The sequence below is a fragment of the Rhodococcus sp. JCM 9793 genome (assembly GCF_055380405.1).
In genome coordinates this window covers 1,654,230-1,670,251 of record NZ_AP043721.1, presented here as the reverse complement: position 1 = coordinate 1,670,251, position 16,022 = coordinate 1,654,230, and the positions used below count along the sequence as shown (strand labels likewise).

At 63.7% G+C, this 16,022-nt stretch carries 15 protein-coding genes and 1 pseudogene; 7 read left to right on the top strand and 9 right to left on the bottom strand.

What is annotated here, in order from left to right:
* Positions 1 to 475 precede the first annotated feature (475 nt).
* Positions 476 to 1,462 (bottom strand): helix-turn-helix transcriptional regulator, encoded by a 987-nt coding sequence (locus ACZ46K_RS10085; protein WP_464747995.1) that lies wholly within the window; start codon positions 1,460 to 1,462, stop codon positions 476 to 478.
* Positions 1,463 to 1,575: 113 nt separating this feature from the next.
* Here ACZ46K_RS10085 and ACZ46K_RS10080 point away from each other — a divergent pair, with 113 nt between their 5' ends.
* Entirely contained in the window at positions 1,576 to 1,974 is a 399-nt protein-coding gene (locus ACZ46K_RS10080) for a VOC family protein (protein ID WP_464747993.1), read from the top strand.
* Between the two features lie 24 nt (positions 1,975 to 1,998).
* Here the strand turns inward: ACZ46K_RS10080 and ACZ46K_RS10075 are convergent, their stop codons facing one another.
* Positions 1,999 to 3,375, bottom strand: a complete 1,377-nt coding sequence (locus tag ACZ46K_RS10075; RefSeq protein ID WP_464747991.1) for a dihydrolipoyl dehydrogenase family protein — start codon at positions 3,373 to 3,375, stop codon at positions 1,999 to 2,001.
* A 165-nt stretch (positions 3,376 to 3,540) separates the two neighbouring features.
* Positions 3,541 to 4,413 carry a helix-turn-helix transcriptional regulator gene (locus ACZ46K_RS10070; RefSeq protein WP_464747989.1) on the bottom strand — a complete coding sequence of 291 codons (873 nt, stop codon included), beginning with the start codon at positions 4,411 to 4,413 and terminating at the stop codon, positions 3,541 to 3,543.
* A gap of 223 nt (positions 4,414 to 4,636) precedes the next feature.
* On the opposite strand from ACZ46K_RS10070, the gene ACZ46K_RS10065 reads away from it, so the two are divergent.
* Positions 4,637 to 5,920 (top strand): benzoate/H(+) symporter BenE family transporter, encoded by a 1,284-nt coding sequence (locus ACZ46K_RS10065; RefSeq protein WP_464747987.1) that lies wholly within the window; start codon positions 4,637 to 4,639, stop codon positions 5,918 to 5,920.
* Positions 5,921 to 6,236: 316 nt separating this feature from the next.
* Positions 6,237 to 6,767 (top strand): annotated as a pseudogene (locus ACZ46K_RS10060) (MHYT domain-containing protein); the annotation flags it as partial.
* Between the two features lie 362 nt (positions 6,768 to 7,129).
* Here the strand turns inward: ACZ46K_RS10060 and ACZ46K_RS10055 are convergent.
* Positions 7,130 to 7,615, bottom strand: a complete 486-nt coding sequence (locus tag ACZ46K_RS10055) for an ArsI/CadI family heavy metal resistance metalloenzyme (protein WP_054809728.1) — start codon at positions 7,613 to 7,615, stop codon at positions 7,130 to 7,132.
* 94 nt (positions 7,616 to 7,709) lie between these two features.
* Here ACZ46K_RS10055 and ACZ46K_RS10050 point away from each other — a divergent pair, with 94 nt between their 5' ends.
* A complete protein-coding gene (locus ACZ46K_RS10050) occupies positions 7,710 to 8,069 on the top strand; it encodes an Rv2640c family ArsR-like transcriptional regulator (protein WP_054804905.1) in 360 nt (119 codons plus the stop codon).
* Positions 8,070 to 8,210: 141 nt separating this feature from the next.
* Here ACZ46K_RS10050 and ACZ46K_RS10045 read toward each other — a convergent pair whose 3' ends face one another.
* From ACZ46K_RS10045 to ACZ46K_RS10025, 5 genes are all read right to left on the bottom strand, one after another.
* Positions 8,211 to 8,459, bottom strand: a complete 249-nt coding sequence (locus ACZ46K_RS10045; protein WP_464747984.1) for an excalibur calcium-binding domain-containing protein — start codon at positions 8,457 to 8,459, stop codon at positions 8,211 to 8,213.
* Between the two features lie 623 nt (positions 8,460 to 9,082).
* Complete coding sequence (locus tag ACZ46K_RS10040; RefSeq protein ID WP_054804906.1) at positions 9,083 to 9,970, bottom strand: alpha/beta fold hydrolase; 888 nt, start codon at positions 9,968 to 9,970, stop codon at positions 9,083 to 9,085.
* 58 nt (positions 9,971 to 10,028) lie between these two features.
* Positions 10,029 to 11,084, bottom strand: coding sequence for a Gfo/Idh/MocA family oxidoreductase (locus ACZ46K_RS10035; protein WP_054809726.1), 1,056 nt, complete (start codon positions 11,082 to 11,084; stop codon positions 10,029 to 10,031).
* A 57-nt stretch (positions 11,085 to 11,141) separates the two neighbouring features.
* Positions 11,142 to 11,543 carry a TIGR03668 family PPOX class F420-dependent oxidoreductase gene (locus ACZ46K_RS10030; RefSeq protein WP_054804926.1) on the bottom strand — a complete coding sequence of 134 codons (402 nt, stop codon included), beginning with the start codon at positions 11,541 to 11,543 and terminating at the stop codon, positions 11,142 to 11,144.
* A 119-nt stretch (positions 11,544 to 11,662) separates the two neighbouring features.
* Positions 11,663 to 12,343, bottom strand: coding sequence for a TetR/AcrR family transcriptional regulator (locus tag ACZ46K_RS10025; RefSeq protein ID WP_054804907.1), 681 nt, complete (start codon positions 12,341 to 12,343; stop codon positions 11,663 to 11,665).
* 147 nt (positions 12,344 to 12,490) lie between these two features.
* On the opposite strand from ACZ46K_RS10025, the gene ACZ46K_RS10020 reads away from it, so the two are divergent.
* From ACZ46K_RS10020 to ACZ46K_RS10010, 3 genes are all read left to right on the top strand, one after another.
* Positions 12,491 to 13,525 carry a zinc-dependent alcohol dehydrogenase gene (locus tag ACZ46K_RS10020; RefSeq protein ID WP_054804908.1) on the top strand — a complete coding sequence of 345 codons (1,035 nt, stop codon included), beginning with the start codon at positions 12,491 to 12,493 and terminating at the stop codon, positions 13,523 to 13,525.
* A gap of 31 nt (positions 13,526 to 13,556) precedes the next feature.
* Positions 13,557 to 14,336 (top strand): carboxymuconolactone decarboxylase family protein, encoded by a 780-nt coding sequence (locus ACZ46K_RS10015; protein WP_464747982.1) that lies wholly within the window; start codon positions 13,557 to 13,559, stop codon positions 14,334 to 14,336.
* 61 nt (positions 14,337 to 14,397) lie between these two features.
* Positions 14,398 to 15,930, top strand: a complete 1,533-nt coding sequence (locus tag ACZ46K_RS10010) for an ABC transporter substrate-binding protein (RefSeq protein WP_464747980.1) — start codon at positions 14,398 to 14,400, stop codon at positions 15,928 to 15,930.
* The last annotated feature ends 92 nt before the right edge of the window (positions 15,931 to 16,022 follow it).

Here is a 16,022-nt window from a genome sequence, read left to right as displayed (position 1 = left end):
TATCGGTAACGCAGTGTTTTTCTGCCGAAAGTCAGGGTCGCTCTGCCGCGATTCCCGTCGCTCGGGTACGGACACCCAACACATCTCCGAGGAGACGCATATCGTTACCAATGGAAAGGTAACGATACGGAGCACTGAAAGAACATCTACTCGATCGAAACATACAGGCAGAATGTACGATTCGAGCACTGCTCACGCTGGTCCGGCAATATGAGCGAGCGCGAAATGGCGGGTCGCGGACAGAATCCGTTACTTGCAGATTCATTCAAAGAAATGACAAAGAATGCGCCGGCGTACGAACCGGTCGAGCCGACGATTCCAGCGCGACTGTCGCCTCTGCACCCGCTTCCACAAGTCGAGGACGGGTAACCCGGCGGCAACGCCCAGGAGGTTGTGACCAGCGAGGCGCAGACCCGGGGCGGCGTCGCCGTCATGGATTACTCCACCGACTACTCCGCAGTGATCGGGACCCAGGTCATGAGGACTCGCCGGCCGCGTGAAGCATCCTCGTCGCTGCAGCCCTCACCCGGTTTCGGAGTTCGCCGGGACGATCGATCACCACCTCGCAGTCGAGGGCCGCGATGACGGACGGTAGCCAATCGAGGTTCTCGGCATGGATCTCGGCTCGATACCAGGGCGCGACGTCTTCGGGCCCCCGGTTCGCCGCAGGGTCCAGCCTTTCGAGTCGAGCCACACTGAGCGGTAGATGTGCACGGATGTGATCCTCGGTCTCTTGAATGCGCAGCACGACCTGCCACCGATAATCCGCATCGGCGAAGAGGCCGAGGAGGTGACCTTCCACATCGGATTGCAGCGGCGGCGCAAAGGTTCCACGTATCGATCGAGCCGTTCGGATCCGGTCTACCCGGAAGGTACGTTCCTCCTGCTTGTCCGTATCGAAAGCGACGAGATACCACCGGTCCGAGTGCGCGACCAGGGCATAGGGGTGGATCGTGCGGCGCGACGCGACACCTTCACCGCTGAGGTAGCGCAGGTCGAGGACGTGTCGAAGGTTCACAGCCTCCGCCAAGGTCAGCATCACGGCAGGGTCGGGAGCGACCTCCCCGTGCTGGGACGTACGCGTCATCACCCCGAGCAGGGTGTCGATCCGCTTCGCATCAGCGGTCGGCAATGCTCGTTTGATCTTGGACAGGGCGGTCTGCGCGGCAATCCCCGGTTCGCGTGATGCCGCCTGCGCACGGGCGAGCCCAAGAAAGACCGCCACCACTTCCTCATTGCTGAACATGAGCGGGAGGACACGCCGGCCGGGTGCCAGCCGATAACCGCCGTAGCGCCCTCGCAGCGTCTCGACGGGCACTCCCAGATCGAACAGTCGCGCCACATCTCTGCGAACCGTCCGCTCATCGACGCCGAGGCGGTCTGCCAGCTCGCCAACGGTGCGCAGCTGCGCGGACTGCAGCAGCTCGAGCAACTGCAACGCTCGCGCGGTTGTGTCGGCCATGACGCCCATCATCGCTCATATACCGGGCGGTTTTCGCCCGGTATAGCCCGTACCGTCATGTCCGTGGCCAAGTTCGTGGGCCACATTCACGTTCACAACAAGAGGAGACAGCAATGCAGTTGGCGGCCACCCGCATCATCACCGACAACGTCGACGCGCTCGTCACGTTCTACGAAACAGCCACCGGAATCACCGTCGAACAGCTTCACCCGATGTTCGCGGAGCTTCGCACACCATCCGGCACGCTGGCCATCGCCAGCACTGCCACGGTGCCGTTGCTCGGAGACGATGCCGCCGAGGCTCGCGCGAATCGCAGCGTCACCTTCGACTTCCTCGTCGACGACGTCGACGCGACCTACCAGGCGCTGCAGGATGTCGTCGAAGTGTTCGTCAACGAGCCGACGGACATGCCCTGGGGCAACCGTTCGCTCCTCGTCAGGGATCCGGATGGCAACCTGATCAACTTCTTCACACCGATCAGCGAAGCAGCCCAGGCCCGATTCGCGACCTGAGACCGGACGGACCGAATGAGACCGTCAGACCTGATTGTCGAGACGTGCAGCGAGCTCCCAGAGCGGGCCCTCGAGGATTTCACCGAACGTCGGGAACGGGTGCACGACGTCGATCGCAACCTGAACAGGGATGCGCGCTCGGATCAGAAGAGAGACCTCGGAAATCCACTCCTCGGCATGCCCACCCGAGGCACTCGCACCGATCACCGTGCCCGTGGAAGGGTCGGCGAGCAGCGTCAACCACCCGTCCGACTCCCCTTCGGTGCTCGACCGGACCACCTGCGACATCGACGCCCGCGCAACCATCGGATCGATGTCGACGGCCCGGGCCGACGCGACGGTGTGCCCCACCGAGACGAATACCGGGTCGGTGTATACCGCTCGGGGAACTGCACGGTAGTCGGTGAGCACGTCACGGCCGGAGAGATTAGCGGCGACCACCCGCCCCTGATAGTGCGCGGTGTGGGTGAACGGCGCTGTCCCCGTGACGTCACCGACCGCCCATACATGGTCGGCCCCGCGCACCCGGCAACGCTCATCGATGGGCACGGCCCCCTTTGCGGTGAGCGCGACACCCAACCGGTCGAGGCCGAGGCCCTGCGAACGAGGGTGGCGTCCGGCCGCAAGTATCACCACATCGGCGTCGACTGCACTCGCGTCTCCCAGCGTCGCATGTGCTCCTGCCCCGACGCTCTCCATTTCCACGACCCGTGCGTTCACGCGAACGTCGACTCCGCGTGTGAGGAGCAGATTCTGCAACGCCGAGGATGTCTCGGGCTCTTCCTTCGGTACCAGTCGCGCACCCCGCTGGACGAGAGTCACCGCAGTCCCGAACGTGGCGAAGAGGAAAGCCAATTCGCATCCCACCGGTCCACCGCCGATGATCACCGCCGAACTCGGGTACGTCGAGGTGCTGAGCGCCTCGTCGCTCGTCCACACCGGAACCGATTCGAGTCCGGGAATGTCGGGACGAGATGGGACGGAGCCGGTGTTGAGGACGATCTCGCCGTAACCGATCTCGGTCCCGGAAACGTCGACCACGCCCGGCTCGACGATGGTTCCCTCACCTCGAAGTAGGGTGGCCCCCGTCGATTCCAGGCCTTCGGCGTTGAGCGAGTCGTCGCGTCCGTGGACGATGCGATCGCGTCGCCGGACGGCCTCCTCGTAGGCGCGCTCACTGTCGACCCGTCCGGAGAACAAACCCGACCACTGGTCCGTCCCGACCGTGTGCCACACCTGCGCGGTCCGCAGCATCGCTTTGCTCGGCACACACGCGACGAACGGGCAGTCACCGCCCACGCGGGACTGTTCGACCACCGCGACAGAACGACCGGGGACCGATCCCCAGATCAGCTTCGCACCGGCACCGCCACCCACAATGACGACGTCGTAAGAATCCATGCCCAACCTCCGGCGATCGTCACCCGGCGAGATCCGCGTGTGGGTCCAGTGAAACCCACGACTACCCCGCGGCGGTCCGACTCGCGTGTTTCCGATTCGATCACCAGCGAATTTCGACGCTGCACGTGGTGTTCGTGCGAAGCAACCTTCGCGCAGAGCACGATTTCATTGTCGAATCCGAGTGTGTGCAGGGCGGGACCGGTCGGCAAGGATGCGCAACTTGGCCTCGGATTCCGACCCGGGATCGGTGCTGTAGACGAACAGGGTCTGATCTGCTTCTCCGGTCACGTCAAGGGCCTCGTAGAAGACGTCGATACGACCGACCAGTGGATGGTCGAGCCGTTTGATTCCGTCGCGCCGCTCGACCACGCGATGATCGGCCCACCATGTGCGGAACTCGTCGCTGTGTACCGAGAGGTCACCGACGAGTTGTGCGAGCAGCGGGTCGTCGGGGTGGCGGCCGGCATCGAGGCGCAACGTGCCGACCATCGACGAGGTGACTTTCTCCCAGTCGACATAACGTCGCCGGGCCTCCCCGTCGAGAAGCGCCCAGCGGAGCAGATTGCGTTCACGCGCAGGTTTCGCGGGGAAATCGGTGAGCAGGAGCGCAGCCAGGGAGTTCATTGCCAGCACGTCGGTGCGTCGGCCGCGAATGAACGCCGGATGCTCGGTGAAGGTATCGAGCAGCCGATGCAGGGACGGTCGCACGCGCTGCACCGTCGCCTTCGGAACGCGTCGCTGGGGTGCTGCGACAGCGCGAGCGAGATCGAACAGATGTCGGGTGGCCAGCTCATCGAGCTGCAGAGCGTCCGCAAGTGAATGCAGCACCGCTTCGGACGGGCGCTTGTGGCGCCCTTGCTCGAGGCGCGTGTAGTAGTCGGCACTGACACCGGCGAGGGCCGCGACTTCTTCTCGTCGCAATCCGGGGACTCGTCGACGCGACCCGCCCTCGACCGGTGCGACGAGAGCGCGTCTGACCTTGAGAAACTTCCCGAGCTCGGTACCGGCAGCCAACGCCGTGATCCCTCCGTTCACCACACGTCCATGATGCGCGTACCGCACGATATCGCCATCACGCCGTGCGGTGCCCCTCGTCATACACCCATCTCAGCAACGTTCCGGCCAGGAAGAGGGCCTCAACCGTGTCCGGTCGATCCTGGGTATGGCATACCCAGGATCCGCTGGGCCTCTTCCACGGCTCGAACACGAAGAAAATGTTGGTGGACTGTATGGGACCCGATCCACCGAAGCGGAGCGACCCATGTCTGTGACCACCCAGCCGACACCTTCGAAGACGCCCGAACGCAGCCCGCTGCTCGAACGGCCCGACGTACGCCCCGCCGGAGTGCGGGACGTGATCCGCGATGTCGGAGCACTGTACGCAGCCAACGGCGTGATCGGGTTGGTTTTCTCCGCGTCGGGACCGATCGCGGTGACTTTGGCGGTGGGAGCTGCAGGCGGTCTGACCGAGGCCCAGCTCGCATCCTGGGTCTTCGGGATCTTCCTGTCGGCCGGTCTCGCGACGTTGGTGATGTCGCTGGTGTACCGCCGGCCGCTCGGCTTCGCCTGGTCGATTCCCGGAACAGTTCTCCTGGGTCCGTCCTTGCAGCATTTGTCGTTCGCGGAGGTCGTGGGCGCGTTCTTCACTGCCGGGCTCCTGATCCTCGCACTCGGGATGAGCGGTGTGGTGCGTCGTGCCATGGCGGCCATTCCCATACCGATCGTGATGGCGATGGTCGCCGCGGTGTTCCTGCGTTTCGGCACCGACATCGTCACCTCGACCCGCGACAATCCCCTCGTGGCCGCACCCATGGTGCTCGCCTTCGTTCTTCTCGCCGCGGTTCCGATGCTGGGAAAGTTCGTGCCTCCGGTGCTGGGTGCACTCGTGGTCGGTGTGGTCGCGGTGCTGGCGAGCGGCCAATTCTCCTTCGATTCCGGTGGTGGGCCGATCTTCGCCACACCGGTGTTCACCGCTCCCGAATTCACCTGGGCCGCACAGCTCGAACTGGTGGTCCCGCTCGCGATCACCGTGTTGATCGTCCAGAACGGTCAGGGCATCGCAGTGCTGCGCGCTGCGGGCCACCGGCCGCCCGTCAACGTGTTCGCGGTCGCCTCGGGCCTCTTCTCGATGGTCAACGCGGCGTTCGGGGCCGTGTCGGCGTCCGTGACCGGTCCGACCAATGCCCTACTGACCTCGTCGGGACAGAAGCACCGTCAGTACACCGCGGCACTCGTCTACGGGGTGCTCTCCCTGGGATGTGCGTTGCTGGCACCGACGCTCGTGCGGTTCATGCTCGCCACCCCGGAGGCGTTCGTCCTGGCACTCGGCGGGATCGCAATGCTCAAAGCGCTGCAGCAGGCCTTCGTCTCGGCGTTCGCCACGAGCTTCACGCTCGGCTCTCTGGTCACGTTCGTAGTCACGATCGCCGATCTCGACCTGCTCGACATCCATGCCGCATTCTGGGGCATTCTCATCGGATATGTCGTCTCACGGGTTCTCGAACGCGACGACCACGTGACCGCGAAACAGTCTGCAGTACAGTGAATTAAGACACCAGTGTCGACATTTCCTTTGCACCGGTACATGTTTCGTGACTCAAGATGGTCTTTGCCTCGGAGGGACACACACCTTTCCATTCGCATGAAGAGTTCACCCTACAGGCCGGATGAACACTTTCGGTAGACGGCGCGCGGCGTTTCCCCCGGTTTCACGATGAAGTCACCACGACTTGCGCTGCGGCCCTCGTGCGTTAAAGTCGACGACGCTGCGCGGGGGCCCGGGTTGCAGCCCGTTTCGGTCCGGTGCTGCACGTCCCCACCCGAATTCGGACCTTTGGGACGTGTCATATGTCGGGGGATATATGTCGCACGAAATGCATCACTTCGCCATGGGGTGGTGGGTCCTACCTCTGGCCTACGCGGTGGCCGTCACCGGATCATATGTAGGCCTGGCGTGTGTCCGGCACGCCCTGAAATTCACCTCGATTCTCACCGGGGCGCTGTGGCTCGTAATGGCCTCGGTGTCGATCGGCGGCGTCGGGATCTGGCTGATGCACTTCATCGGAATGGTGGGCTTCGCTGTTCCCGGCTCACTGATCCGCTACGACCTCGCACTGACCACCGCGTCGGTGGTGCTCGCGGTCATGGCAACGCTGTTCGGGCTCTGCAGCGTCGTCGGGATCCGCCTCCTCTCCACACGTCGTCTCGATCACGTCGCGTCATGTGCAGTCGGAGGGCTGGTGATGGGCCTGGCCGTGAGCCTGATGCATTACAGCGGTATGGCGGCAATCCGGATCCAGGGCACCCTCGATTACGATCGCAAGTTCGTTGTCGCATCCGTGATCATTGCCGTAGCCGCATCAACCGCCGCACTGTGGGTCGCGGGCCTGACCGAACGGATCAGCGTGCGGCTCACCGCAGCCCTCCTCATGGGCAGCGCCGTGGTCGCCATGCACTACACCGGTATGGCCGGCGTGCACGCCACAGTCGATCCCGCCGTGCAGGCACCTAGCGGAATGACGGTCATGGCGCTGCTGTTTCCCGCATTCGTCCTCGGCATGATCGCGTTGGCCGTACCGATCGTTGCACTGCTGCTCGTCATCGACCCCGCCGATGCTCATATCGAGGACTCGATCGCGCGATGGACCTCACCCCGCGATCCCGAGGTCGTCTTCGCATACGACTTCAGTTCGGCACCCACCGAGGTGATCCCGATCCCGGACGAGTACCGGCAGGCAGACCCCCGACCAGGGTTTCACGCCGGCCTGCCCGACACTGCACGCGGTGGGTCCTCGGCCGGAACGGAAGTGCCGCAGCACACTCCGGTTTCAGTACTTCGCGGGCCGTCGAGGTGCTCAGGGCTCGACCCGAACGTCTCCGAATCAGCGAGGACGGTGTAGACCTCCCACTTCTCCCCTGCCGGACCGGTCACCCACACTTTGTCCTGGGTGGCGAAACAGCAGGTGGTGCCGATCTCCTCGTCGGTGAACAGGCCCTCGTCGGTCAACCGGGCGATCTCGGCGTGCACCTTCTCCGAGGACTCCACCTCGACTCCGAGGTGATTGATGGTGCCACCTTCGCCGGGGTTCTCGAACAACACCAGCTTCAGCGGCGGCTCGGCGATCGCGAAGTTCGCGTACCCTGGCTCGAGCTTCGCCGGCTCGGTACCGAACAGCTTCGAATAGAACGTGACCGCTTCTTGCAGGTCATCGACGTTGAGAGCGAGTTGTGCGCGTGACATGGCCATCCACCTTTTCGATATATGTCGAAGTACTTACCCGTACAGAATGCCACCTTTTCGACATACGTCAAGATACCCGGGTAGGGTCGACGACATGCCCAAGGCACTCCCGGTCATCGACGTGTCCACCCCGATCTGCTGCGCCCCCGTCTCAGCCGCACCGATGACCGATGACGCAGCCCTCGAAGTGGCCCTACGCCTCAAAGCACTTGCCGACCCTGTCCGCATCAAACTGATGTCGATCCTGCTCACCCACACCGACGGCGCCGTGTGCACGTGCGATCTCGCAACCGGCGTCGATCTGGCCGAATCCACCGTCAGCCACCACCTCACCCAACTCCGCAAGGCGGGCATGGTCACCTCGGAACGCCGGGGCATGAACGTCTTCCACCGGGCCGACGCCAACGCCCTCGACGCACTGCGCGTGGTTCTCGACCCGAACTGCTGCACATGACCTCGCCGGACATGCCTGCGGGGTCGTGAGGAAATCGAAACGCAGAATGCCCAGACCCCTCAGCGCGGTGCTCGCAGCCTCCCGACGACACGTGCCGCAAAGCAGCAACGCACCGAGGTGCGTTGCTGCTTGTTCACATGGCTATTCGCAAGCTACGCCGTCGTTGTCGCGATCGAGGTGCGCAGCGTAGCCCGGCTCACCGCGGAAGATCGGCGCCACACCGGCCTGACGTGCCTCGGTACAGTTCGCGTACGACGGACCGCTGGACCCCGCGGAGCCCGAGCCTGATCCGGACGCGATCCACGACAGCGGACCGGCCGACGCGACCGCGGGGGTGACGATCAATGTCAGCGCCGCCGCGAACCCGGCCGCAACCAAACGAGTTTTCATACTTCTCTCAATTCATCGAACGAATCCCGACAACCAGTACATATACGACATTCGTTCGAACGTTACAGTGTAACAACGGGTTACAGCTAAACCAATCCCGTTCCGCCGACAACTCCAACCCTTTTCGTACGCCATGAGACCCGGAGACGGCAACAGTCGATGCGCAGATGCCCCTCGCACATGCGCACCGGCGATGCAGCGGCCATCTCCAGGCCTCACGGTCGTTCGGCCTCCCCGTCACTTCGGATTGCCAACCATCACATCCCGCACGACGCCAATATCGTTACCAACGGAAGGTAATCTCTCCGGTTTACACTCCTTCGTCACCGAGCGAACGGGGCCTTTGGTCCCCAACCAGACATTGCCCGTCACCCGCCGCCACACCTAGTTTCACCGAAACATACAGGCAGAATGGACCTTTCACTTCTCTGTTCCGCCTATGACGTGCAGTAGGGCCGCTCTCCACTTCGACCTCGAATGTTGTCGCGATCACGGCACAACTGGTCACTACCGAAACGTCGGCGTGCCCGGAAACGGCGACGACACCCGCAGAAACAGTGACGCCACCCTGAAACCGTGGCCCTGACACCCGAGACCGAACGACGCTTTCGCTCAGGACAGGCTCAGAGCGACGCTCGCAATATCGCGGTAAGTTCCAGCGGCGCATCGCTTTGCACCGAATGTCCCGAGCCGGGCACGACGCGCACTTCCAGGTCCGCAACACGTCGGCGCGCTTCTTCTACGTCCTCGTCCGCAACGAACATCGACGCTCCACCACGCACCAGAGTGACCGGGACGTCGATCCGGGCGAGATCCTCCCACAACAGCGCGAAGTCGCGAAGCACACGCATCCTGTCGTAACGCCACTCCCAGCGACCGTCGCCGCGTTGCCGGGTGTTGTGGATGACGCCGCGGCGGATCGACGACGCGCTTCGGTGCGGTGCAGCCGCCGCAGTGAGCGCGACGATCTCGTCGAACGTGTCGAATGTGGCCGGCCCGGAAGCCAACGCGACGGTGCCTCGCTGGTCCTGAGTCATGGCCTGATGACGTTGGGTCGATGCCGGGGTGACGTCGACGAGCACCGTACGTCGCACCAAGTCGGGCGCGACCGAAGCAAGCCGGATCGTGGTCAATCCACCGAGCGACATCCCGACGACGACGTCCGCCTCCGGCGCCCACTCTCGGACGGCAACTGCGACGGCGTCGGCGTTCGGCCACGGACTGTAATCACCGTCGTCACGCCACGAGGAGTGACCATGACCGGGAAGATCCACTGCCAGCGCCGGCACACCGAGGGCAAGAATCACCGAATCCCAGGTGTGCGCGTTCTGCGCCCCGCCGTGGAGGAAGACAGCGCGCGGTGGTTCGTCTCCCCACTTGATCGCGCTGACGTGCCCGTCGTCGTGGTCGGTGCCCACACGTTGCACACCGGGCAGTGTGGGCAGGTCGAGCCCTAGTTCGGCGGCGTTCTCCGGCAGCAGGGCGAACTCATCGGTGATGTGCGAATCCATACTGCTTCTCTACTCGACGCCCACGGGAGAGTCCAGGTTCAGAATCGGCCGCACTTACCTATGAGGACACATCCGGAACGAGCACGGGTGCAGAACCCGTCGCGAGCGATTCCGCAGCCACCACGCCGACCAGCGATGCCGCGACGGCGGGACGCACCGGGATCAGCGGGGGCGCGCCGCGTTCCACAGTGGCTCGAAATCCTTCGAGCACCACGACGGTACCCTCGGCCATCCGGGCGATCGGTTCGTCGTTCACAACGTAGGGGCCGGGTACGCGAATCTCCTCACATGTCAGCCCGCCGGCCTCTGCCCAACCTTCCGTCTGCACTCGCACCGACCAAGCTTTTTCCCCTGTGGCACGGATGGATTCGGCAAGCCCACGGGCACCGCGCACAGACACCCAGCTCCAATGGCTGCCCGTTTCTCCGGCGAGGAAACCGTGGCGGGTCAGGGCCAGCGTGCCGTCGGAGAACCGGATTGCCAGCACGACGGCGGCGGGGCGGTCGTCACCCGAACCCACAGGGAAAGCACTGACCTCCACTGGCCACGCTCCGGCGAGGTCGAGCAGCGGTGAGACGGTGTGCGTGCAGTAGGCGGTCGGCGGGATGCGACCACGCCAGTGCGCTGGATCACCGATGAGAGCGGCCGTGTCTCGAGGCGACAGACTGTGCAGATAGTCGGCTTCCACCAACGTGATTGCGCCCAGCTCACCCGAATCCACCGACTCCCGGAGCAGCCGCGTGTGCGGATGAAAGACGTAGTTCTCCGCGAACGAATAGGTTGCCGTGGATCGCTCGGCCGCGGCGATGAGCCGTCGTCCCTCCTCCTCGGACGCGCAGGCCGCTGTCTCCGACAACACATGAATCCCGCGATCCAGGAACGCGATGGCCAATTCCGCGTGGGCGTCGAAATCATTGGCGAGCACGACGCCGTCGAGACCGGCGTCGAGCAGTTCCGCCCAGTCCTCGGTCGACCGGGCGTCCGGGAATTCCGCGCGTGCGGCGGCCATACGTTCGGAGTCGGGATCGCACACCGCGATCACCTCGATCCCGATCCGGTGCGCCAATTCGGCCATGTACAGACCCCTCGACAAGCCCACGATTCCGATACGCATGCGACCGGTATACACGGGGAGCGGAGCTCCGCGCTTACCCGTAGCCGCCTTTGCGGGTCACGCCGACCACGATCGCCAGCTCAGCCGGTCGATGGTGATCACCGGGCCCGACGGCCGCTGCGCTCGATACTGCGCATACTTGTGGGCCAGCGCGTCGAGCCCCCGCGTTCCCGCATCGCTGTCCGCACCGTGAACGCTGGCAATGCCGTCGATGCGAACCCACCACAGCTGCGACCAGTCGTCGTCGTAGTGGTCGACGAGCACACTCACCCGCGGATTCTCTGCGATGTCGGCCAAGCGTCGCAGCCGTCGGGTCGTCTTCGGTTTGTCGTCGACGCAGGTGTGGATCGCGTCGCCGTCGAGAGCGAACACGATAGGTACCAAGTGCGGTACGCCTGACCCGTCTGCTGTTGCGAGCCGGGCCACTCTGGCAGCGGCGAGGCGCTGACGGAAATCCATGTTCGCCACGGTAGCCCCGGCATAGCGATCGTCGCCGCTGTCGACAGCACGCGGCTGCCTTTCTGCCGCGCGGTTCAACGGGGTGAACCTCCCGTGTTTTCGAGAAGCTCGGAGCGCACTCATGGAAACTCCCTGAACACAGCAGGTTCCTGAGGAGAGCTTTCGAGCGCAGCGAGCGTCTCTGCAGAGGGAGGCGCGGTCAGGATGCCGACGAGAAGGTCCAGGAGCTGACTCACGTGCAGAGCGTACGGAGCGACGGTCATCCCTTGCATGCGCATGCGATGCCGGTCAGCGGAGATATGCACGCACACTGCCGATGCTTGATGCATCCGCATGTCGCGAACCGGTTGCGGGATATGCCCGAGACACTCACCCAGGCGGGCGTAGTAGTTGCGTCTGGATTCGCGGTGACCCGCAGTCAGGTCGTCCATCGGATGACTCTTCCGCAGGAGGTGTTCCAGGAACGGTAGGTAGTAGCAGTCCTCGTCTTCTGCGAGCTCGATCAACGGGAGATGGTGCGCTTCGAGAATCTGCCGAACACCCTCGCCCGACGACCTCGCTTCGAGTAACTCACGACGGCGCGTCAGACCGTCGATCCGGTTGACCAGAATGGCCTGGATCAGATTCTCTTTGGTACCGAAGTGGTACTGCACAGCGGATTTGTTCGCCATGCCTGCGGCAACGCCGATGTGGCGAAGGGGAACCCCGTCGAGCCCGTGGAGAGCGTAGAGACGTTCAGCGGTGAGTACCAGCTGCTGCTTCGGTGACGGAGCGATGGGGTGTGGCCGCTGTTCTGACATGCATCAAATGTAACCACCTCTGGACAAGTTAAGTCTTGGAACTTACAGTTCAGTCCATTAGCCGATATGAGCGCTTCGTGGGTCACCACGAAGGGGCACTCGGATACGAAATCGAACGTGCGAGTGCACTATCCGAAAGGTGTAGCCATGAGCCGGGCCATCGTCTTCTCCGGTCATGAGACATGGGAGGAGCGTGAGCTTCCGGAGCCTGAACCACCCAGAGGCGGCGCCGTGCTGCGGGTCGAAGCAACGGGGTTGTGCCACAGCGATGTCGACCATTTTCGCGGCAACATCCACACCTCGTGGGGCGGCGCCTTCCCCTCCGTTCCCGGCCACGAGATCGTCGGTCGTATCGACAAGATCCGACCGGAGACCGCGGCCGAGTGGGGTGTGGAAGAAGGCGACAGAGTCGCCGTGCGCGAACTTCTGATCACTCCCGAGGGAAACCGGATCTACGGTCACGACTTCTCCATCCACGAAGGATCCGGCCTGTACGGCGGGTTCGCGGAGCACCTCGAGCTGCTCCCGGGCTCGAAAGTGTATCGACTGCGAGAAGACCGCCCTGCCGATGAATTGACGTTCTTCGAGCCGCTGAGCTGCGCCGTCACGTGGGTGACGCCGGTGCGGCAAGACGATGTGGTCCTCATCGAGGGCCCCGGCCACATGGGCATGGCAACGATCGTCGCCGCGCGCGCTGCCGGCGCCTCGACGGTCATCGTGACCGGGACCGGGCGAGACCGTTTCCGTCTCGACCATACGCTGCGAGTCGGCGCCGACCACGCGCTCGACGTCGAGAACGAAGACATCGTCGAACGAGTACGTGAGATCACGAACGGACAGATGGCCGATGTCGTGATCGACGCTGCGTCGGGAAGTCCGGAGACGGTCAATCTGGCCATGCACCTGGTGCGCAAGGGCGGCCACGTAGTCCTGGCAGGAATGAAGGACAGCCCGCTCGAAGGTTTCCATCCCGACTGGATTCCCACCAGGCGGATCACCTTGCACCCGGGAGCGGGCCTCGATACCGAGCGAGCAGCCGAGCTCATCAACACAGGACAGATCCCCACCGCTGATCTTCTCGGCGACAGCTACCCACTCGACCGATTCGCCGACGCGTTCTCGCTGATGACCGAGCGCACACCTGAACGAGACTCCATTCGAATTGCCTTGAACCTCGCGTGAACACCTCCCTCCGGACGACAGGAGTTCGACCATGAGCAACAACCAGGCAGACGAGACCTTCCGCGCCGTGCTGCACCGCGAGCCCACCGAGATCAGCACACCCTTCCAACAGGTTTCACGCGACTTCGTGTTCGGCGAGGTGTGGTCGCGGCCCGGGTTGAGCCGCAAGGACCGGCGATGGGTCGCTCTGGCCTGCGTCGCCGGTGCAGACGCTCCAGGCCCCATCGAGGCATATGTGCGCGCCGCGCTCGAGAGCGGCGACATCGAACTGGAAGAGATGCTCGAATTCGTCCTCCATTTCGCCGTATACAGCGGGTGGCCGAAGGCGTCACATCTCGAAGGCGCTGTCATGAGGCAATGGGCACAGATCCACCGTGACCGCGGACAGGAACCCGAACCGTGGCACGAACTCGCGCACGACACTCTCGGCTCTTCGGACTGGGACGAGCGATTCGAGGCCGGCGCCCAGGAATTCCGCGACGTGAACGGGATTCCCGCGCCTCCTCACAACACTCCGTACCGGCACGCAGGCATCCTCAATTTCGTCTTCGGCCACGTCTGGCAGCGCCCCGGCCTGACCCGGCGCGAGCGTCGAATCATCACGGTCGCCTGCGTCTCCTACAACGACGCTCTCACTCCGATGCAAAGCCACGTCGGGGCCGCCCTCCACTCCGGCGACATCACCAAGCCCGAAATGGACGAGATCGTGATCCAATTCTCTGCCTATTACGGATTCGCGAAAGGTGAAGCGCTCAGCGAGGTCGTCGAAAAAGCGTGGGCTGAAAGGCCGGCCGCGCTTGCGCAGGCGTAGCCGGTCCCACCACCCGATAGCCGAAAGGCCGACGATGCTCCGACCCACACGCTTCCTGACCATGTTCGCAGCAGCGTGCTCCACATTGCTCATCCTGAGTGCCTGCGGTGGGGCCTCCGACACCCCGGCCGACGAACCGACCACAGGCGGGAATTTGAATGCCGTGCAGATGACGGAGCCCCGCACCCTCGATCCCGCGAACATGTCGAACAGCTGGGCGTTCCAATCACTGCTCGGCAATGCCCTGTACGGCACGCTGATCACCAATGATGTCGAGTCACTGGAAACCGGATACTCCATGGCGACCGACTTCTCCACCAACGATGAGGGTCTGACCTTCACATTGGCGCTTCGCCCCGGCCTCTCGTTCACCGACGGTACTCCGCTCGACGCTGCGGCGGTCAAGTTCAACTGGGATCGTCTGCGTGATCCTGCACTGGGTTCGACGTCCCTACGGCAGGCCATGCAGGTCACCGCGACCGAGGTAGTCGACGAGACAACCCTCAGAGCAACACTGGGATCACCGAATCCGCATTTCGCCGACATTCTCGTCCAGTCGTCGATGAACTGGATAGCATCTCCCGGAGCGCTACAAGAAGGACAACCGGAGTTCGACGCGAACCCCGTTGGGGCAGGGCCGTTCACACTCGCCGAATGGGCACGGCAGGACAGGATCGACCTCACGAGGAACGACAACTACTGGGACGCGCCGAAGCCCTACCTCGACAGCATCACACTGCGAACGTCACCCGACACCAACCAGCGCCTCAACGCGGTCGTCTCGGGCGCCGCAGACCTGACCGCCGACTCGAACTGGTCCACCTTTGCGCGGGCCGAGGATGCGGGACTCCACGCGGAGACCGTCCCCATGGGCGGAGGCCAGTTCATGGGAATGAACATGCGGCGCGCGCCCTTCGACGACGAACGCGCGCGACGCGCAGTAGCCCTCGCCGTCGATCCGTCGACCATCAACAGCGCCGTGTACGCAGGCGACGGTGACGATCAGGTCCCGGGCACTCTCTTCCAAGAGGGGTCGCCATTCTACAGCGATATCCCCTTCACCGAACCGGACAGAGACGTCGCGCAGGAGCTGTTCGACGAGTTGGCAGCCGATGGTAAACCCGTAGAGTTCACCTTCGTCAGCTACTCGTCGGCCGAGAACAAGGTGGCTGCCGAGGCATTGCAGGCAAGCCTGACTGCATTCGACAACGTCGCCGTCGACATCGAGATCGTCGACAACACGGAAGGCGTATCGCGATTGACGAGCCACGACTTCGACATGATGATCACCTCGGCGTTGGTCCAGGATCCCGATACTGCATTGTGGACGGCATTCCATCCCGGGTCGTCGGGTAACTTCACGGGTGCCAATGATTCTGAGCTCACACAAGCACTCGACGCCGGCCGGAACGCCGACACCGTAGAGGCACGCAGGGATGCCTACGACGTCGTGCAGAATCGGCTCGTCGACCTGAATGTCGGATTGTGGTACGTCCGGGGAGCGCCCGGGGTGATCGCCGCGACGGACCTGCAGGGCATTCGGATGTACGGCTCAGGATCTCTTTTGCCTGAGGAGCTTCAGTTCGCGGAGTAGTCACAACCGCGCACAGAACGGACACAACCATCATGTCGACGGCGAGCAGCTACCTTTTCGCCGCGCGGACGCGTTCGGGATGGCCTCGATGT